Raw genomic sequence first — 19496 nt, 5'->3', positions numbered from 1 at the left:
AAATAAATCCAGACAAATTAAGGAGGTGCTCTATGGGTAGCAAAGGTATTGAAATTGTAGGAATGGATGTTAACGAAGTCATTAATCTTTTAAACAAAGCATATGCTGATGAGTGGCTTGCATATTATCAGTATTGGCTTGGTGCAAAACTGGTTAAAGGACCTATGAAAGATGCTGTTATAACTGAACTAACAGAGCATGCAAACGATGAGTTGCGTCATGCAGATATGGTAGCAAACAGGATTATACAGCTTGGTGGAACACCTATTTTAGAGCCAAAAAAGTGGTATGATTTCACAAACTGCGGTTATGATGCACCTTCAAACCCTGTGGTTGAAGAGATTTTAAGACAGAACATAAAGGGTGAACAGTGTGCAATCAGCGTTTACAAGAGTCTGCTTGAGATAACCCACATGAAAGACCCAATCACTTACAATCTTGCACTCCAGATTCTTGAAGATGAAGTTGAACATGAAGAAGACTTGCAATCCTTAATGGAAGACTTCCAGATTCTAACATCCAAATAACAGGCAGGGTTTAACCCTGCTTGCTTAATTTTTCTTGCTCAAAATAACCCTTTTACTTATACTGGTCTGTTAGAAAAAGAGTGAAGGGGTGTTTTATGGCAAAAAAATACATCTTTATAACGGGTGGCGTTGTTTCATCGCTCGGAAAAGGCATAACAAGTGCATCGTTGGGCTTACTTCTTATGTCTTACGGCTTAAAGATTTCACTTGTCAAAATAGACCCATACATAAATGTTGACCCAGGCACAATGAACCCGTATCAACACGGAGAAGTCTATGTGCTTGATGATGGTGCAGAGACAGACTTAGACTTGGGACATTATGAGAGATTCACAGGTCTAACATTAAGCAGAAAAAACAACTTCACCACCGGACAGGTGTATTACACCGTTATAACAAAAGAGAGAAAAGGCGATTACTTAGGCAAAACCGTTCAGGTTATCCCGCACATAACAGATGAGATAAAAAAGCGCATAAAGGAAGCAGGCAAAGACAAAGATGTTTTAATCGTTGAAATTGGTGGAACAATCGGAGATATTGAAGGTTTGCCTTTTTTGGAAGCAATAAGGCAGATGAGATATGATGTCGGAAAGGATAACTGCCTTTACATTCACCTGACACTTGTCCCATACATAAAGGTTGCTGGCGAGCTCAAAACAAAACCAACTCAACATAGCGTAAAAGAGCTTCAATCCATAGGAATTTCACCAGACATAATCGTATGCAGAAGCGAAAAAAGGCTAACAAACGAAGCAAAAGAAAAGATTGCAATGTTCTGTAATGTGGAGAAGGAAGCCGTAATCAACGCCGTTGATGTTGATACTGTTTATGAGATTCCACTCAGATTTAAAAAAGAGAAGCTCGATGAACTTGTGCTTAAAAAATTGGGTTTAGAACCAAAAAAAGAGCAGGATTTAAGCCAATGGCAGGAGATGGTTGAATCAATAAAGAAACCAAAAGACTCTGTCTCAATAGCATTTGTCGGCAAATATGTAGGATTGAAAGAGTCATACAAAAGTCTCATAGAAGCTTTTATTCACTCTGGAGCATCAATGAACATAAAGGTAAACTTAAAATGGATAGAAGCAGAAGAGTTAGAAGAAACAGAACCCGATAAACTGCTTGGCGATGTTGACGGTATTTTAGTGCCTGGCGGTTTTGGATTAAGAGGTATAGAAGGCAAAATAAAGGCCATTCAGTATGCTCGAGAGAACAAAATACCCTTCTTAGGTATCTGTCTTGGAATGCAAGCAGCCGCTGTCGAGTTTGCAAGACATGTCGTAGGATTAAAAAATGCTCATTCAGAAGAGTTTGATAAAAATGCAGAGCATAAGGTTATACACCTTGCAAAGAGATGGGAAAAAGACGGCCAAATTATAGAAAGAGACGAAAACACAGACAAAGGTGGCACAATGCGTCTTGGAGCATACCCATGCATAATAGCACCATCAACACTTGCACACAAAATTTACAACAAAAAGAAGATATCCGAAAGACACAGACATAGATACGAATTCAATAACGATTACAAAGAGCTTTTCAAAAAACACGGGCTTGTCATAAGCGGCGAAAGTCCGGACAAGGAGTTTGTTGAGATAATAGAGATAAAGGAGCACCCATTCTTTATCGGTGTTCAATTCCATCCAGAGTTTAAATCAAGGCCACTAAACCCGCACCCTGTTATAAAGAGCTTTGTTGAAAAGAGCTATGAATCAAAAAGAGCTAAAGCAGAAAATTGAAAAGAATCAAATAGAAAACTTCTATATCTTCTGCGGCGAAGATTACTTTCTAAAAGAGATATATGCAAAAAGAATAGCCGACAAACGCAGACTAAAACTAAAAAAACTCTTTATAGAAAACGAAGATGAGCTTGAAGATTTAAAAACAAAGCTTTTATCAGAAGGTTTGTTCGAAAAAGAGAAAAAGCTATTTTACTGCAAACCCTTGTTCGAGATAGAGAAAATAAACCTACCAAAGCCCAAAAGCAATGTTGTAATCATCGATTTGATTAAGTGTAAAAAGTTTGACAATGTCATAACATTTGAGCCGCCAACAGAAAAAGAGATAGAAGATTTCATCGTAAAAACAGTAAGAAAACAGAAAAAACAGATAGACAAAGAAGCCGTAAACAGATTATTAAACCTTTTCATAAGCACAAAAAACACAACATACATGAACAACGCACTGTCTATGCTCTTACTTTTCACCCTAAACAAAACAGTTATAACAAAGGAAGATGTCGAAAAGTGCTTAACTATAACCTTAAAACCAGACTTCAGGTTTTTTATAGAGACAATAGCAAAAAACAGACTTGACAAGATGGCTGAAAATTTAGACAGCCTACTATCTCAATTCCCGCCACCATTGTTTATTCACCTATTCAGCGGAGAGTTAATAAAAGCCTACTCATCATGCATAATGAACAGAGATACATTTTCAGAGACTTTCAACAGGGCAAGCTTTGATAGATACAGAAAAATATGTGAGACAATAGGGAAAAATAAGATAGAGAAAATACTTGAAGAGCTGTATGAGTTAGATAAAATATCAAAAAGCTCATCGGAGAAGAACATGGATATCTTGATAAAGACAAGGTTGAGCCTATGGAGTATCCAGAAGTAGAAGAAAAAGAGAGCTATTTCTCTTTAAAAAACACAGATTTTATTATAAACATCGACAATACAGGAAAAATTCTAAGCTGGCAGGTAAAAAACAAAGGCATAACCCTAATAAGCACGGCTTCATTTGAAGACAAACTTAGCATAGAGACAGAAGAGCCGTTTGCAAGCAGCACATCTTCTTCTGCCATCTTTGAAAGGGATTTTGAAAATGGCCAAATCAAAAAGGTTTTCAACATAAGGGAAAAATCTCTCGTTGTTGATATATACTTCATAACCCTAAAACCTATGAGCATAGATTTTGGGTTTGAGCTGAAGTTCAACAACTGGATGGATTACATGATGATTTCAAAGGATAGGTTTGAATTAAAAGAGAGCATAGAGCAACAGGCAAAGGATTTTCTTCTTGTAAATGAGAAACAGGATATATACTTAGGTTGCATATTCAAAGAAGAAGCAAACCTAAAGGCAGAGCCAACAAACAACCTACTAAACATCTCTTTAACAAACACACTTGAACTTACGGAAAACGACATGTTTATGCTCTCCTATACATTTGCTCTGGTTTAATTTCTAAAAATAGAACAGCCCACTTTTGCAAAATTCTTATTAAAATACTTGATTTATTTTTAAAATTGGTTTATGTTCATTATAGTGAAAGTGTTTTGAAATAAAATAATTTTAGGAGGTGTCCTATGCGCAACACCATAGCAAGAATCCCAATCCCAACAAATGAGCCGGTTTATTCCTATGCACCAGGAACGGAAGAGAGAGAAAAATTAAAAGAAGCCATCAAAGAGATAAAATCCCAAGAGATTGAGATTCCTTTGATAATCGGCGGAGAAGAGATAAAAACAGGTAATGTAGCAAAAATCGTTGAGCCGCACGACACAAAATCGGTTCTCGGCGTCTATCACATGGCAGGAGAAAAAGAGATAAACATGGCAATAGATGCAGCAATGCAGGCAGCTAAAAAGTGGAGAGAGTATGATTGGATTGACAGAGCTGCCATATTCTTGAAGGCTGCAGAGCTTTTAAGCACAAAATACAGATATCTGATAAATGCTGCAACCATGCTCTCTTTAAGCAAAAATGTATTCCAGGCAGAGATAGACTCAGCTTGTGAGCTTATAGACTTTCTAAGGTTTAACCTGTTCTATATGCAGAAAATTTACGAAGAGCAGCCTTTATATTCACCAAAAGGCACATGGAACATAATGCAGTATAGACCTTTGGAAGGATTCATCTTTGCTGTTCCACCTTTCAACTTCGTATCAATTGCAGGAAATCTGCCAACAGCACCGGCAATGATGGGTAATGTTGTCTTATGGAAACCAGCAGAAAGTTCTGTTTATGCACCATATATTTTCATGAAAATCTTGCAGGAAGCTGGTCTGCCAGACGGTGTAATTAACTTTATACCTGCAATTGGAAGAGAAATTGGTCATTTCGTATTTGCATCTGAACACTTTGCAGGCATCCACTTTACAGGAAGCGTGCCAACATTTAACAAGATGTGGCAAATGATGGCAGAAAACATTCACAAATACAAAGCATATCCCAGAATCGTCGGTGAAACGGGTGGAAAAGATTACATATTTGTTCATAAGTCAGCAAACAGAAGAAAATTAATTACAGCTATAGTAAGAGGAGCATACGAATATCAGGGACAGAAGTGCTCTGCTGTCTCAAGGGTCTATATACCAAAATCTATGTGGAGCGAAATAAAGGATGACTTATTCAAAGAGATTGACAAGATAAAGATGGGTTCACCAGAAGATTTCACAAACTTTATGAACGCCCTAATCGACGAAAAAGCCTTTAAAAAAGTTACAAGCTACATAGACTATGCAAAAAATGCAAGCGATGCTGAGATTGTAAAAGGCGGTGGATACGACAACTCTAAGGGTTGGTTTGTTGAGCCAACAGTCATCTTAACAGAAAACCCACACTTCAAAACAATGGAAGAAGAGATATTTGGCCCGGTCGTAACGATTTATCCTTACGATGATGATAAATATATTGAAACACTACATCTGTGCGACCAGACAAGCCCATACGGATTGACTGGTGCAATCTTCTCAGAAGACAGAGATGCAACAAGAGTAGCTATAGATATACTTGAAGGCAGTGCAGGAAACTTCTACATAAACGACAAACCAACAGGTGCAGTCGTTGGCCAGCAGCCATTTGGCGGAACAAGAGGCAGTGGAACAAACGACAAAGCAGGAAGTCATCTAAATCTTTTAAGATGGGTAACACCAAGGGCAATTAAAGAAAACTTCATAGCACCAGAAAGTTTTGAATATCCATTCATGGCGGAGGAGTAAAATGTCGCTTTTCAACAAAAGCGTAAGTCTTGTAATAGATAAAGTGCCACCGCAGGCGGTGGCTGTTTTTGCTAAAAGATACATAGCAGGCCCTGAACTCGAAGATGCAATAAGGGTAACAAAACAACTCAACGCTCAAGGTGCGATGACAACTATTGATGTCTTGGGTGAGTTTGTTTCTAATGCCGAAGAAACAATACACTTCAGAAACTTAGCCATAAAGGTTTTGGAAGCTATAGACAGCCACAAATTAGACGCTAACTTATCGCTAAAATTAACTCAAATGGGTTTAAAACTTTCAAAAAGTCTATGTCTTGACAATATAGAAAAGATATTTAAAAGAGCAACTGAACTTGGAATATTTGTCAGGATTGATATGGAAGATTCAACATGCACAGACGATACACTCGAGATTTATAGAAATTACAGGGATGAGTTTAATATAGGAACCGTACTTCAAGCATACATGAGAAGAACAATAAACGACATAGAGAAATTGTCAGATGGAAGACTAAATTTCAGACTATGCAAAGGTATTTACGACGAACCAAGGAAAATAGCATATAAAGAGAAAGATATCGTAAGAGACAACTTTATATATTGTCTTGAGACGCTTTTTAAGAAGAAGGCTTATGTAGGAATAGCTACGCACGACGAATACTTAGTATTCCATGCAGAGAGACTAATCAGAGAATACGGATTGAAAAGAGATGAGTACGAATTCCAGATGTTGCTCGGAGTTGACGAAGAGTTAAGAAATATTATTTTGGATAACGGCCACAGATTAAGGGTTTATGTTCCATTTGGAAGAGATTGGCTGCCTTACTCAATCAGAAGACTCAAAGAGAACCCAAACATTGTAAGGTCTGCTTTAGAAGGCTATCTAAAATAACAGTTCAGGGTGGCTTTTGCCACCCTATTTTTTCAAGCAATTCCACCAACTTTATCCGAAGAACTCTTCTCTTTTACAGAGTGCTCATATAGAAACTCTGGATCAAAATCCACACCATTGGGCCACTCTATTGTGTCAAAAACAACTCTAACCCTTCTAAAAAGATCCAAATCCCTAAGCTCTGAAAATTTACCCAAACCAAGATACGGTTCCAAATCAAATATTTTCTCTTCGTTATTTTCAAACCTTATTTTTAATATATAATTATCCAGAACCTTTACACTCTTCACTTCGATATGCATCTTAATTACCCCTTAAATCATCTCAAAGGTTCTATCTTGAATGGTAATTCTCCTTTTTTTTGAGATAGAGTCCAATCAGCAAAAAGTTCATCCTTATGTATCTCTATCCAAGCTTGAACAAGCTTAAGTTGTTTAGCTGGTAAATTTTTCAGCAATAACTTCCCCGTCTTCTATTTTAATAGCAACTTTATATTGATAATATGCATGAATATGTGGGGGTTCATGCTCAGAAGGTGCACAATACATTAAAACATTGATACAGTGGGCAAAACTAATCTATCTCCTTCTGATAAATCCTGTAAGTTTTGTAATGTTCTGCACCCATTTTTAGGATGGGTTTGTTTATGGCATCGTTGTCTTCAAGTGTCCAGGACAGCTCACCACCTTTACCTTTTCTTCTTTCAACAACTTCAAAACTCTTTATATAAAGCAACAAATCAACACCCATTTTTCTGCACTCTGGCAATACACCAAGTGTAATCAACCTGTAATTATCTATCTTTTTGAATCTATAAAGCACTTTCAACGCATTAAACGGTGTTATCTTGCCCTTGGCGTATTTTAAAGCCTGGTTGAAATCTGGCACTATTGCAGAAAAACCACACGGTTCACCGTCTCTTGAAGCTATTATAACAAGCTCTTCTGGAACCATAGTTTTGAAATCTTCTATGCCCCATCTAAACTCTTCATAGGTTGGCGGCACAAAGCCCCAGTTATTCTCCCATGCTTTGCAATACAATTCGTGTATAATCTTTACATCTTCTTCAAAGTTCTTCTTCGAAAAATTCCTTAACTCTATTTTAAACTTCTTCTGAACATAATCGGCAAGCTTTATTAGTTTCTCTTTTGGCTTATTCGCTGTTGTCAAATAAAATGCATATAGATCCTTTATCTTTTTAAACCCGTAAGACTCAATCAAATCGATATAGTAAGCCTTGTTGTAAGGCATCATAAAGACAGGTTCAGAAAAGAATCCCTTTATCAGCAAACCGCTCATATCGTTCATCGAAGGACTTATAGGGCCCCTTATCTCTTTAAGGCTGTTATCTTTTAGAAACTTTTCAGCAGCTTCAAATAAAGCAAAAGCAACTTCTTTATTATTTATACTCTCAAAAAAACCAAAGAAACCAACCTTATCCCTGTGAATTTCATTATGTCTTGGGTTTACGATGGCTGCTATTCTACCAGCTAAAGAACCATCTTTATATGCAAGAAAGAGAGCCCTTTTAGAATACCTATAAAACGGATTTTTTTTATCATCCAGCAGTTTTTTATCTTCTTCTATCAGATTTGGCACATAGAGTAGATCGTCTTCATAAAGCGAAAAAGGAAACCTAACAAACTTATCGATATTATCAGTTTTTTCAATCTTTATCATATGACCTTCAATGCTTTGCCAACCTTATAAAGCTTATCCAGGGCAAAATCTATCTGTTCAAATGTGTGCGTCGCCATAAGACTCAATCTTATCAAAGCACGATTTGGCGGAACAGCAGGCGACAAAACGGGATTTACAAACAAACCTTCATCAAACAACATTCTTCTCATCTTCAAAACCGTTTCGTTATCTCCAACAATCAAGGGAATTATTGGCGTGCAACTTGTTCCAATGTCATATCCCATTTCAACAACACCTTTTCTCATTCTCTCTGTGTTTGCCCATAGCTTATCTATAAGCTCAGGCTCGTTCTCCATAATATCTAAAGCAGCCAAAACCGCAGCAGTCGAAGCAGGCGTTATGCTTGCAGAAAAAATAACACTTCTTGCAAAATGCCTTAGGTAATCTATAACTTCTTTATCGGATGCTATAAAACCACCAAGCGAAGCAAATGATTTACTGAATGTGCCCATTATGATGTCAACTTCATCTTCCAAACCAAAATGATTAGCCGTTCCACGACCATTCTTACCAATAACACCAAAAGCATGAGCGTCATCAACCATCAATCGAGCATTGTATTTCTTTTTAAGTTTTACCATTTCGGGTAGATTGGCGATATCACCATCCATACTGTAAACACCATCTACAACAATGAGTTTACCCGCTTCAAATTCAATTGATGCTAAAACCTTTTCAAGCGACTCCATGTCGTTGTGTAAAAATCTTTTAACCGTTCCAAAAGACAACCTTGAACCATCGACGATACTTGCATGGTCTGACTTATCCAAGATTACATACTCGCCCTTACCAACAAGCCCAGCTATAGCACCCAAGTTTGCTTGAAAGCCCGTACTAAACAGCAGTGCATCTTCTTTGTTAACAAAAGCTGCAAGTCTCTCTTCTAACTCTTCGTGTATATCTAATGTTCCATTTAAAAACCTTGAACCTGCACAACCTGTTCCGTATTTTTCTATAGCCTTAATTGCGGCTTCTTTGACTTTCGGATGAACCGTCAAACCAAGATAGCTATTGGAACCAAGCATTAATATCCTTTTGCCGTTTATGATAACTTCTGTATCCTGCTCTGAAGATATAGGCTGAAAATAGGGATACAGACCTATCTTTCTTATCTCTTCTGCTTCCCTAAAATTATAACATTTCTCAAATAAATCCATTCTGCCCACTCCCTTAGTAAATGATTTACACTTCTATAAAAAAATCGTTTTTTTGTCAAGCAGTGTAAAAATAAGCAGAATCTTAACTAAAATCTAACTTTACTAACAAATTTACCTTTATCTTTTGTTCAATTTAAAGAACAAATGAACCGACACTTGCTTATAATTCAAACACAAAAACAGGAAAGAGTGTATTTTTCAACAGAGTATAACGGCGAGAATTCCTAAGTTAAACAGACTTTAACCTATTTAAAACAGCATTTCAATATATGAAAAATTTTATTTGATTTAATTTAAAAAATGCCTATAATTACAGAAGGGTTGTTGAAACTTTACGAGCAATTAATTTTTTAAGGAGGTGCTGTATGAAGCGCAAGGGTTTGGTTGCACTGGTGGCGCTTTTGGTTACGGTTCTTTTTGGCTTTTCTGCGATGGCAGAAGGCGTCATCAAAATCGGTGTTCAGGCTCCTATCACAGGTAAGTTTGCAAGTGAAGGTCAGTCCATCGACAAAGCTGTAAGATTAATCGTTAAACAGGTTAACGCAAAAGGTGGCATTTTGGGAAAAAAACTCGAAGTCATTACATGTGACGACGAAGGAAAAGCAGTTAAAGCCGCTATCTGTGCAAGAAAGCTCGTTGATGCTGGCGTAATTGCAGTTATAGGTTCCTACACTTCCACATGCGCAGAAGCCGCAGAGCCAATCTATTACAGAGCTGGTGTTCTTCAGACATCTGACGGAACGAGCGACACACTCGTAAAACACGGATACTGGACATTCTTCAGAAACTCTTCTCCTAACTCCGCAGAAGCAAAATTCACAGCTGAATTTTTCTTAAAAAAACAGCACTATAAAAGAATCGCTTTAATTTCCGATTACTCTACATTCTCTGTTAACCTTACAAATGCAGTAGCAAAAGATATCAAGAAACTTGGTGGGAATATCGTATACCAGGGTAAGATCGTTTCCGGTTCTCAGAACTTTACACCTATTTTAACCAAGATTAAATCCTATCATCCTGATGTAATCTACTTCGGTGGTTATTATACAGACGGTGGTCTTATAAGGGCTCAGATGGTTCAACTTGGAATCAAGGCAGATTTCGTAGGCGGTGACTCCAATGACAACCCAGAGTTCTTAAAGCTTGCCGGCAAGGCTGCTGTTGGTGCATACTTAATCAACGTTCCACTTCCAAACATGCTCCCATATCCTGCAGCAAAAGAGTTCTTAAAAGCTTACAGAGAAACATATCATGAGAATCCAGCAAGCATTTGGACTCTCTTCAACGTTGACGGATTAAGAGTAATACTTTATGCAATCCAACAGACAAAATCACTCGACACAAAGAAAATCGCTCACTATTTACACTATGAACTCAAAGACTTCCCAGGTATAACAGGTCCTATAAGTTTTGCACCAAATGGCGAAAGAATCGGAAGTGCATACATGGCTTACCAGATAGGTCCAGATTTAAAATACCACATCGTTTACAAAGAGAAGTAAGAGGAATAGCTTATGGAAATCTTCCTTCAGCAGCTTGTAAACGGTTTAACAATCGGAAGCATTTACGCCCTTGTGGCATTAGGTTATACAATGGTCTACGGCGTACTTAAGCTCATCAACTTTGCACACGGAGACCTTGTTGCCCTAAGTGCTTACATAGGACTTGTAATAATGATGCAATTAGCAGGAGCTTTGTCTCCTGCTGCTTTAATCATTATTACATTTCTTGCAACTATGGTTATTATAGCTATAGCAGGTGTAATACTTGAAAGAACTGCATATAGACCTTTAAGAAAAGCACCACGATTAAGTGCTGTTGTTTCTGCGTTGGGTGCATCTCTTGTTATAGAAAATGGCATAATGCTTATCTGGGGACCAATGCCAAGAATATATCCCGCTAGTATTGTTCCAAATGTAAATTATGATTTACACGGTGTCTACATAAGTTTAATGCAAATACTGGTTTTAGTAATCTCTTTTGTCCTAATGATTGGACTCTACTTCTTTGTTAACAAAACCAAGCTTGGTACAGCTATGAGAGCCTGTGCTATAGACCAAGATGCAGCAAGGTTGATGGGCATTGATGTAAACCGCGTTATAGTCACAACATTCATCATAGGTTCAGCTTTAGGTGCTGTTGGTGGTCTTTTTATAGGCATGTATTACCGTGGCATTACATTCAATATGGGATGGATTTACGGCCTTAATGCATTCGTTGCCGCAATAATTGGTGGAATCGGAAATATACCCGGTGCAATGCTGGGTGGTATGTTGCTCGGAATATTCAACGCCCTTATAGCAGGATATCTATCCAGTAGTTGGGCTATGGCTTTAACATATGTCCTTCTGATAGTGATAATGATTATTAGGCCTACAGGAATCCTCGGAGAGAGAGTGGCGGAGAAAGTATGATGGATACAAAAAAAACGCTTTCCTACGGAATTTTTCTTCTTATTCTTGCAGCTTTACCTTTTGGTTTAAACTCCAACTGGGTCTCTGTAATGACAACTTTTCTTATATATTCAACAGTTGCTTTAAGTCAAGACATAGTCTTAGGTAGGGCAGGCATGTTTGATATGGGTCATGCCATATTCTTTGGACTTGGAGCTTATGCAACTGCTATCTTGAATATGCAATTTGGATGGCCTATTTTAGCTACAATTCCTATAGCTATAATACTGCCAACTATAGCGAGTGTTCTTTTGGCTGCACCTATAATTCACTTGCGCGGCGATTATCTGCTTGTCACGACAATAGGTTTCAACATAGTTTTTACCCAAGCTTTAAAAAATAATGTGTTTGGCGTAACAGGTGGTCCAAATGGTATATTCGGTGTAGAACCGTTAAAAATATTTGGTTTCACATTTGCTTCCCAAAACTCAGTATACTTTCTTGCCTTATTTATATTGATACTTACCCTAATTATCATCCATAACCTTGAGACGAGTAAACCGGGAAGGGCTTTACATTACTTAAATCTTGACTCTTTGGCAAGCGAATGCATAGGTATCAATACAAAGTTTTACAGACTCTACTCATTTGCTCTAAGTGCGGCAATTGCAGGATTGGCAGGTGTTGTATTTACACTTCAATTCTCAGCGGTTAGCCCAGATGCATTTAACTTCATCCAATCAGTCTTATTCTTTACCATAGTTTTAGTGGGTGGACCATCTTCAATTCCAGGCGTTCTTCTCGGAACTTTCTTTATGTTTGTTGTTCCTGAGATATTCAGACAGTTCGCAGAAGCACGATACCTTGTATTCGGTATCGCAATGATACTTATTATGATATTTAGACCTAAGGGCATCTGGCCTGTAAAATTCGGAAGAATCCCAAATTTCTTAACCAAGGAACAGTAAGATGGCACTATTAGAATTACAACAGATAACGAAGATATTTGGTGGTCTTGTTGCTGTTGACTCGCTGAGTCTCTCTATAGACAAAGGAATGATTTACGGCATAATAGGGCCAAACGGAGCGGGAAAAACCACTGTGTTCAACTGTATAACAGGCGTTTACAAACCAGAAAAGGGCAAAATCATATTCAACGGCAAAGACATTACGGGTCTGTCGCCGCACAGAATAGCCAATATGGGAATAGTAAGAACCTTCCAGACAATAAGGCTCTTTGGTGATATGAGTGTTGCAGAAAACATCATGTCTGGAAGACACTTCAGAAGCAGACAGAAGTGGTGGCATGGCATAATCCATACACCTTTCTACTATAAGGACGAAAAGGAGAACTGGCTAAAGGTAAAAGAGTATATGGATCTATTCGGACTTACCCACCTTGCCAAAATGCCAGCAGGCAGCCAACCTTACGGTATTCAGAGAAAGATAGAGATGGCAAGGGCATTGGCGACAGAACCAGAGCTTTTGATACTGGATGAGCCTGCAGCAGGACTAAACGACAAAGAGAGACTCGAGCTTGTTGGGACGATTAAAAAAATTAGAGACATGGGTGTCACTATCCTTCTGATCGAGCACAACATGGACCTTGTTATGAGCATCACAGAATACATTAGCGTTCTCAACTTTGGTAAGAAAATAGCAGAAGGCAAACCCGAAGAGATACAAAACAATCCAAAAGTTATCGAAGCCTACTTAGGTAAAGAGGAAGAAGAATGAGCGAAAAATTACTAATCGTTGAAGACCTTGTCGTCTCATACGGAAGCATTGAAGCCGTAAAGGGTATATCCTTCCATGTCAATAAGGGAGAGTTAATCACAATCTTAGGTGCAAATGGTGCAGGAAAAACAACAACACTAAGAACCATAAGCGGCCTTATAAAGGCAAAATCCGGCAGCATAAGATACAAAAACATTGAGCTTACAAGCCTTCCTGCACATAAGATTGTTGGACTTGGAATAAGCCAATCCCCCGAAGGAAGAAGGGTTTTTGGCACATTGACAGTCGAAGAGAACCTCCTGCTTGGAGCATACACAAAACCAAAGCCCAACACAGCAACCTTAGAGTGGATTTATGAGCTGTTTCCACGATTAAAGGAGAGAAAAACACAGCTTGCCGGAACACTATCCGGTGGTGAACAGCAGATGCTCGCAATCGGAAGGGCTTTGATGGCAGAACCTGAGATGCTACTTTTGGATGAGCCAAGCTTGGGATTAGCACCTGTGCTTGTTAAAGCCATATTCGAAACAATAAAACAGATAAAACAAAACGGCGTTACGATTCTCCTTGTTGAGCAGAATGCAAAGGCGGCTTTAAAGCTCGCAGATAGAGCCTATGTCTTAGAAGTTGGCAAAATCGTCATGGAAGGCACATCCGAAGAGTTGATGAACTCACCAAAGATTCAAGAAGCCTATCTTGGCAAGAAGAAAGAGAATTAAAAGGGAGCTTTTAGCTCCCTTTCTTTAAATCAAACCAACAGATTAACATTTATCATATCAGGATTTACAGGAAGATTTTGAGCTAAAAGCAGCGTAACTTCAGTATAAAGCTTTAATTTTTCCTGCTGAAGCCTTAACTTTCTATCTTCTATCTGTTTAAGCTTATTCTCATAGAGCGATTTTTCTGTTTCGCTTTTTGCCTGCTTAACCATTAAGTCTAAGTTGAGCTGCTCTCTTTGATACTGATTGAGCTTACTGTTCAACATGCTGCCAAGATTACCCTTTACCTGCTCTTCCTTTGCTTTCTTTGGGCAGTATGTAAGCACTTCTGACCTGCCACTTGTCGCTGCAAGATACATACCGTCCTGCTGAAGATTCAGGTAAAGGTCCTTTGCAACAACATAGCAACCCTTCTTTAAGGCTTCCTTCTCAAAACGCTGAATATTGGCAGACTCATGCGTTGCTACACGCATTATGGATGTTCCTGCAGTTGCTGGAGCAGAAGAGCCCCACTCGCCTGGATCTAATTTATAATGCAAAATAGGATTAGCGGCAGATGGAGATATGTTCATTGCCGCTACCCCCTTTCGTTATTAGCTAATCGAAGCCCCCGGTTTAACGGGCTTTTCAACGGTAAGCAGAGCTAAATTCTTGCCATCCTTAGCTGCAAGCAGCATACCGTTTGACTCAATACCCATTAGCTTTGCCGGTTTTAAATTAGCTACCACAATAATATATCTGCCAACCAACTCTTCGGGTTTATAAAACTCCTTCAAACCCGCAACCAATGTTCTTGGTTTCTCTTCACCTATATCTATTTTAAGTTTAAGCAATTTTTTAGATTTTTCAACAGCTTCAGCTTCCAGTACCTTTGCAACCTTAAGCTGAACATTGAAAAACTCATCTATCGAAATTCTCTTCTCTTTCTCTTCCTTTTTCTCTTCTTTCTCTTTCTGATCTATCCTTTTAAACAGAACACCGCTTCTTTTAACCTCTGCTTCGTCAACATTATAAAAATCTAAATAGTAATCAATCTTCTCATCACCCTTTATACCCAACATCTGGCTCATCTTAGCCGCAGCATCTGGCAAAAACGGTCTTATAATACCCGCTATAAACTTAAGCGACGCATAGAGCATATACAAAACTTCGCCAAGCTCATCTTCCTTGCCCTGCTTTTTAAGAGTCCACGGCTCTTTTACGGTTATATACTTGTTTGCAGACTTTATAAAATCGAATATGTCTATTAACGCTTCATCAAACCTAAACACATCAAGATGTTTTTTGACCTTTTCAAAGGTTTCAGATGCAAGGTTTCTCAATGTCTCATCAGATACCGCCTGCGGCCTTTTCACTCTGCCGGCTGAATACTTCTCCATCATTGTCAAGCTTCTGTTTAGAAGATTGCCAAAATCGTTTACAAGGTCAGAGTTTATCCTTTCGATCAATTCCCTTTCAGAGAAGTCGCCATCTAAACCAAACGGTACATTTCTTAAAAGAAAGTATCTGTAAGCGTCTCTTGGATACTTCTCTATCATCTCGTTTGGGTCAACAACATTACCCAAAGATTTACTCATCTTTTTACCATCAACAGTCCACCAACCGTGTGCGACAACATGCTTGGGCAGTGGCAGATCCAAAGCCATCAAGAAGGCAGGCCAATATACTGCATGGAATCTCAAAATATCCTTACCAACAAAGTGAACATCAGCAGGCCATATACTATCAAAATCACCCTTTCTGCAACCTATCGCACTGACATAATTCAACAGCGCATCAAACCAGACATATATGACATGCTTATCGTCAAATGGAACAGGAACACCCCAATCGAACGATGTTCTTGTGATGCTTAAATCCTTTAATCCCATCTTAACAAAGCTCTTTATCTCGTTATAGCGAGTCTGTGGAATAACAAAATTTGGGTTTTTCTCATAAAAATCAAGCAGTTTATCCTGATAAGCAGAAAGCCTAAAGAAATAGCTCTCTTCCTTTACAAGGTCAAGTTTTCTTCCGCAGACGGGACAGGTTTTGTCTTCTCCTATCTCAATCTCTGAGTAATAGCTCTCACATGGAATACAATACCAGCCTTCATACTCACCCTTGTATATATCACCCTTTTTGTAAATGTATTCAAACGCTTCCTGAACGCACTTTTCGTGATAATCATCGGTTGTTCTTACAAAGAAATCATTGGTTATATCCAGTCTCTCCCACAGCTTTTTAAAATTCTCAACGACTTTATCGGCAAGCTGTTTTGGTTGTAAGCCAATCTGCTTTGCAGCCTTCTGAATCTTCTGTCCATGCTCATCTGTGCCTGTCAAAAAGAAAACATCATCTCCGAGCAATCTCCTGTATCTTGCAAGCGTATCAGCGGCCAAAGTTGTATATGAGTGTCCAATATGCGGCACATCGTTAACATAGTAAATCGGTGTTGTTATGTAGTATTTTTTCATATCTCTTCTCCTTCCATCTCTTCATTATTGTTCTCTTCTGTAATCTCTGGTGCTTCAAGCACTTCAACATCAAAAGCACCAACTTCAACCATCAAACCTTCCTGCGTTCTTAAAATAACAGTTTTCTTGATAGGATTTATGTAAACAACCCTGCCTTCCACATCACCTGCTTTAGCCAATGAGTCCATCGGCGGTGCTATCTTTAAGAACTCTTCATACATCTCATGTTCATACCACAAACAGCACATCAACCTGCCACAAGCTCCGGAAATCTTCTTAACATTTATGTTTAAATTCTGCTGCTTTGTCATTTTCATAGAAACAGGATTGAATGTCCTTAAAAAACGGGCACAGCAGAGCTCATCGCCACACAGACCAAGTCCGCCAAGCATTCTGGCTTCATCTCTTACGCCAATCTGACGCATCTCTATTCTCGTTTTAAATATGGACGCAAGCTTTTTAACCAAAGCTCTAAAATCAACCCGAGTAGGTGAAGTGAAATAGAACACTATCTTCTTTCTATCCATCATGTATTCAACTTTTACAAGCTTCATATTGAGATTGAAGTTCTCTATCTCTTTTTTGCAAATCTTGAACGCCTCTTCGGATAGCTTCTTGTTCTCTTCGTATATCTGAAAATCTTCTTCTGTCGCTTTTCTTATTATTGGCTTTATATCATCTTCGATATACTCTGCTTCATAAACCTTAACAACCTTGCCCAACGCAACGCCACGCTCATACTCTGCAACAACCCTATCACCCGGTTTTAACTCTTCTTCAAATGTATAAGGATAGAGCTGTCCAACTCTCATAAACTCAACAATAGCTATTTTCATGTCCACCCCGCAGTGTGAGATATATGTTGATAAGCAACAATCTCTTGTTTAGATTAAACTCTCTATATGTTTTTAAAAACTCAACAATCCTTCCAACACCTTTTGCATCCTTCTTCTCTGAAAAATAAAAAAGGAGCTTTTTCAAAAGGACAAGCATCTCTTCCTTTGAAAACGACTCACAGGAAAGCAGATACTTAAGCAAGCCTTCATCGTCTCCTTCAATCACACTCTTTAGTTCATCATCAACAAAATCCTTTTCTCTCTTTATTGAGACAACCTGACAGCGAGAGTATATCGTATCAAGCAGGTTTTCTGGCTTATAAAAGATAAAAAATGTATTCTCTGGCGGCTCTTCGGTCAACTTAAGCAGTGCATTCTGCGCATCAAAACCAATATCACCAAATACAAACGCAATCTTCTTATCATGCAACACTTCGCATCTATTTTTAATCTCTCTTACATCGTCTATCTTTAGCTTATCAAAAGAGACAATATTTTTATCTTCAACACCAAGCTCTTTGGCAAAACCTATGGCATCATCTATCGTTGCATCTTTCAAGATAAAGCTTGAGAACCTATCAAACCCTTCCATATACCCACAATCTCTTCAAAAACCATATTTTCACTTCTCGAACCATCAACGATAAAGTAATTTTCACAAAATTTTCCAAGCCCTAAATAACCATCCCTAACCCTTCTAAAAAAATCATCACCCTTTGACTCGATAAAATCCCTGCTTTTGATACGCTTATGCATAATCTCAACCGGTATATCAATGCAAAAAACAACATCCGGCTTTAAGCCTTCCAAAGCAAACATGTTCAACTCAAAGAGAAACTCAACATCCATCTTGTCGCCATATCCTTGATACGCAAGTGTTGAGAAAAAACTTCTATCACTTACAACAATACTCTCTTTTAACTTTTCAAAAATCAAATCTGCAAGCTCACTTCTGTCTGCCAAAAACATAAACAGTTTGGCTTTGTCGTTGAAGTTCTCGTTAAGCAGAATATTTCTCAACTTCTCGTTGTAAGGCTCCCTAACAAAAAAGACACTCTTACCTTCCCTTTTTAAAAACTCCACAAACAGCTTAGCCTGAGTTGTCTTACCAGAACCATCGATACCTTCAAATGCTATGTATCTAAAGGAGCTCTTTTGACTTCTTTGGTGCATATATCGCCTTTCCTATGATTTTTATCAAATCACTCCATCCGCTACTCTCATCAACCTTTGCATCAACCACCGGCTGCATCCTTGAATCCAGCATATCTATCATATTCATGAGCACAGCTTCTTTTGTTTTTGGTTTCTTAGGAGAACCATACTCATACTCTCCATGATGAGCCAAAATGCAGTGCAAAAGCAACATCTCTTTTTCTCGATTCAAAAGCCCTAAAGCTTTTATCTTGTCGTGAACAATCGTATAGCCTATAACAATGTGGCCTATCAATCTGCCTTCCGTTGTGTAATTAAATGTCATAGGGTCAAGCTCATACACCTTTCCTATGTCGTGCAGGAGTGCACAACTTACAAGCAAATCCCTGTCTATATCCTTATAGGCTAAAGCAACCTGACTTGCAAGCTTTCCAACCGATACAGTGTGCTCAATCAAACCGCCAACATAGGCATGATGCATCGTCTTTGCAGCTGGTGCATGACTGAAACGCTCAAAGAACTCTTCATCTGTAAATATCTCTTCAAGCAATTTTTTTAATCCTGGATGCTTTACAGAATCTATAAGGCCCAAAAGTTCGCTCTGCAGCTTGCTTATATCCTTCTGTGTCGATGGTAAAAACGCCTTCTTATCCACATCTTCTTCTTCAACCCTTTCCAAATCCTTTATAATCACCTGCCAGTTATCGTTGTAATAGTTGCTCTCACCCGTAATCTTCACAAAATCGCCAGCTTCAAATTTATCCTTCAGATGCAGCAGATTGTTCCAAATTTTAGCATCGATAATTCCGCTTCTGTCTTTAAGCTTCAACCCAACATACTCATCACCATTTCGAGCCTTTAAGATATGCTTCTCAGAAACCAAGAAAGTCTCACCGTTTATCTTCTTTAGCCTTTTCTGTTTTATAGCTTCGATGCAATCATACATTTTTGCTACCTCCCTGCACGCTAAAAGAT

The 19496-nt window shown here is 38.4% G+C and carries 22 protein-coding genes; 11 read left to right on the top strand and 11 right to left on the bottom strand.

Annotated features, from left to right (window positions below):
- Positions 1 to 32 precede the first annotated feature (32 nt).
- From G415_RS0108315 to G415_RS0108290, 6 genes are all read left to right on the top strand, one after another.
- A complete protein-coding gene (locus tag G415_RS0108315) occupies positions 33 to 527 on the top strand; it encodes a ferritin-like domain-containing protein (protein WP_022671220.1) in 495 nt (164 codons plus the stop codon).
- Positions 528 to 622: 95 nt separating this feature from the next.
- Entirely contained in the window at positions 623 to 2266 is a 1644-nt protein-coding gene (locus G415_RS0108310; RefSeq protein WP_022671219.1) for a CTP synthase, read from the top strand.
- Positions 2235 to 3149, top strand: coding sequence for a DNA polymerase III subunit delta (locus G415_RS0108305; RefSeq protein ID WP_022671218.1), 915 nt, complete (start codon positions 2235 to 2237; stop codon positions 3147 to 3149). The genes G415_RS0108310 and G415_RS0108305 overlap by 32 nt, the downstream gene beginning before the upstream one ends.
- A complete protein-coding gene (locus G415_RS0108300) occupies positions 3131 to 3715 on the top strand; it encodes a hypothetical protein (protein ID WP_022671216.1) in 585 nt (194 codons plus the stop codon). Before G415_RS0108305 ends, G415_RS0108300 begins: the two co-directional genes overlap by 19 nt.
- A 125-nt stretch (positions 3716 to 3840) precedes the next feature.
- The gene (gene pruA / locus G415_RS0108295; RefSeq protein ID WP_022671215.1) at positions 3841 to 5475 is read left to right on the top strand and encodes an L-glutamate gamma-semialdehyde dehydrogenase; all 1635 of its coding nucleotides are present in this window, start codon (positions 3841 to 3843) and stop codon (positions 5473 to 5475) included.
- Between the two features lies 1 nt (position 5476).
- Positions 5477 to 6367 (top strand): proline dehydrogenase family protein, encoded by an 891-nt coding sequence (locus tag G415_RS0108290; protein WP_022671214.1) that lies wholly within the window; start codon positions 5477 to 5479, stop codon positions 6365 to 6367.
- A 32-nt stretch (positions 6368 to 6399) separates the two neighbouring features.
- Here G415_RS0108290 and G415_RS0108285 read toward each other — a convergent pair whose 3' ends face one another.
- The 5 genes from G415_RS0108285 to G415_RS0108270 are packed head-to-tail and all read right to left on the bottom strand — an operon-like array spanning position 6400 to position 9225.
- Positions 6400 to 6669: a DUF2442 domain-containing protein gene (locus G415_RS0108285; RefSeq protein WP_022671213.1), complete on the bottom strand. Its 270-nt coding sequence runs from the start codon at positions 6667 to 6669 to the stop codon at positions 6400 to 6402.
- Between the two features lie 17 nt (positions 6670 to 6686).
- Positions 6687 to 6824, bottom strand: coding sequence for a DUF4160 domain-containing protein (locus G415_RS11375; protein WP_202897987.1), 138 nt, complete (start codon positions 6822 to 6824; stop codon positions 6687 to 6689).
- Positions 6802 to 6915 (bottom strand): DUF4160 domain-containing protein, encoded by a 114-nt coding sequence (locus G415_RS11435; RefSeq protein ID WP_202897986.1) that lies wholly within the window; start codon positions 6913 to 6915, stop codon positions 6802 to 6804. The genes G415_RS11375 and G415_RS11435 overlap by 23 nt, the downstream gene beginning before the upstream one ends.
- Positions 6916 to 6940: 25 nt before the next feature.
- Entirely contained in the window at positions 6941 to 8047 is a 1107-nt protein-coding gene (locus G415_RS0108275; protein ID WP_022671212.1) for a GNAT family N-acetyltransferase, read from the bottom strand.
- Positions 8044 to 9225, bottom strand: coding sequence for an aminotransferase class I/II-fold pyridoxal phosphate-dependent enzyme (locus tag G415_RS0108270; protein WP_022671211.1), 1182 nt, complete (start codon positions 9223 to 9225; stop codon positions 8044 to 8046). The genes G415_RS0108275 and G415_RS0108270 overlap by 4 nt, the downstream gene beginning before the upstream one ends.
- A gap of 365 nt (positions 9226 to 9590) precedes the next feature.
- On the opposite strand from G415_RS0108270, the gene G415_RS0108265 reads away from it, so the two are divergent.
- Genes G415_RS0108265 through G415_RS0108245 form a run of 5 tightly spaced genes read left to right on the top strand, consistent with a single transcriptional unit; the run spans position 9591 to position 14074 of the window.
- Positions 9591 to 10727 carry a branched-chain amino acid ABC transporter substrate-binding protein gene (locus G415_RS0108265; RefSeq protein WP_022671210.1) on the top strand — a complete coding sequence of 379 codons (1137 nt, stop codon included), beginning with the start codon at positions 9591 to 9593 and terminating at the stop codon, positions 10725 to 10727.
- Positions 10728 to 10739: 12 nt separating this feature from the next.
- Entirely contained in the window at positions 10740 to 11639 is a 900-nt protein-coding gene (locus G415_RS0108260; RefSeq protein WP_022671209.1) for a branched-chain amino acid ABC transporter permease, read from the top strand.
- Complete coding sequence (locus G415_RS0108255; RefSeq protein ID WP_022671208.1) at positions 11639 to 12586, top strand: branched-chain amino acid ABC transporter permease; 948 nt, start codon at positions 11639 to 11641, stop codon at positions 12584 to 12586. Before G415_RS0108260 ends, G415_RS0108255 begins: the two co-directional genes overlap by 1 nt.
- A gap of 1 nt (position 12587) precedes the next feature.
- Positions 12588 to 13355 carry an ABC transporter ATP-binding protein gene (locus tag G415_RS0108250; protein ID WP_022671207.1) on the top strand — a complete coding sequence of 256 codons (768 nt, stop codon included), beginning with the start codon at positions 12588 to 12590 and terminating at the stop codon, positions 13353 to 13355.
- Positions 13352 to 14074, top strand: a complete 723-nt coding sequence (locus G415_RS0108245) for an ABC transporter ATP-binding protein (RefSeq protein WP_022671206.1) — start codon at positions 13352 to 13354, stop codon at positions 14072 to 14074. Before G415_RS0108250 ends, G415_RS0108245 begins: the two co-directional genes overlap by 4 nt.
- A 29-nt stretch (positions 14075 to 14103) precedes the next feature.
- Here the strand turns inward: G415_RS0108245 and G415_RS10865 are convergent, their stop codons facing one another.
- The 6 genes from G415_RS10865 to G415_RS10320 are packed head-to-tail and all read right to left on the bottom strand — an operon-like array spanning position 14104 to position 19467.
- Positions 14104 to 14646, bottom strand: a complete 543-nt coding sequence (locus tag G415_RS10865; RefSeq protein ID WP_022671205.1) for a hypothetical protein — start codon at positions 14644 to 14646, stop codon at positions 14104 to 14106.
- A gap of 21 nt (positions 14647 to 14667) precedes the next feature.
- Positions 14668 to 16530, bottom strand: coding sequence for a methionine--tRNA ligase (gene metG / locus G415_RS0108235; RefSeq protein ID WP_022671204.1), 1863 nt, complete (start codon positions 16528 to 16530; stop codon positions 14668 to 14670).
- Positions 16527 to 17366, bottom strand: coding sequence for a PSP1 domain-containing protein (locus G415_RS0108230; protein ID WP_022671203.1), 840 nt, complete (start codon positions 17364 to 17366; stop codon positions 16527 to 16529). Before G415_RS0108230 ends, metG begins: the two co-directional genes overlap by 4 nt.
- On the bottom strand, positions 17347 to 17958 hold the full coding sequence (locus G415_RS10860; RefSeq protein ID WP_081639364.1) for a DNA polymerase III subunit delta': 612 nt from the start codon (positions 17956 to 17958) through the stop codon (positions 17347 to 17349). Before G415_RS10860 ends, G415_RS0108230 begins: the two co-directional genes overlap by 20 nt.
- Positions 17922 to 18539 carry a dTMP kinase gene (gene tmk / locus G415_RS0108220; protein ID WP_022671201.1) on the bottom strand — a complete coding sequence of 206 codons (618 nt, stop codon included), beginning with the start codon at positions 18537 to 18539 and terminating at the stop codon, positions 17922 to 17924. Before tmk ends, G415_RS10860 begins: the two co-directional genes overlap by 37 nt.
- Complete coding sequence (locus tag G415_RS10320; RefSeq protein WP_022671200.1) at positions 18508 to 19467, bottom strand: 3'-5' exoribonuclease YhaM family protein; 960 nt, start codon at positions 19465 to 19467, stop codon at positions 18508 to 18510. The genes tmk and G415_RS10320 overlap by 32 nt, the downstream gene beginning before the upstream one ends.
- Positions 19468 to 19496: the final 29 nt, after the last annotated feature.

It is taken from the genome of Hippea alviniae EP5-r (genome assembly GCF_000420385.1).
In the GTDB taxonomy this organism is placed as follows: Bacteria; Campylobacterota_A; Desulfurellia; order Desulfurellales; family Hippeaceae; genus Hippea; species Hippea alviniae.
The sequence above is the reverse complement of the archived record's forward strand: the minus strand, read 5'-3'. Positions and strand labels throughout refer to the sequence as shown.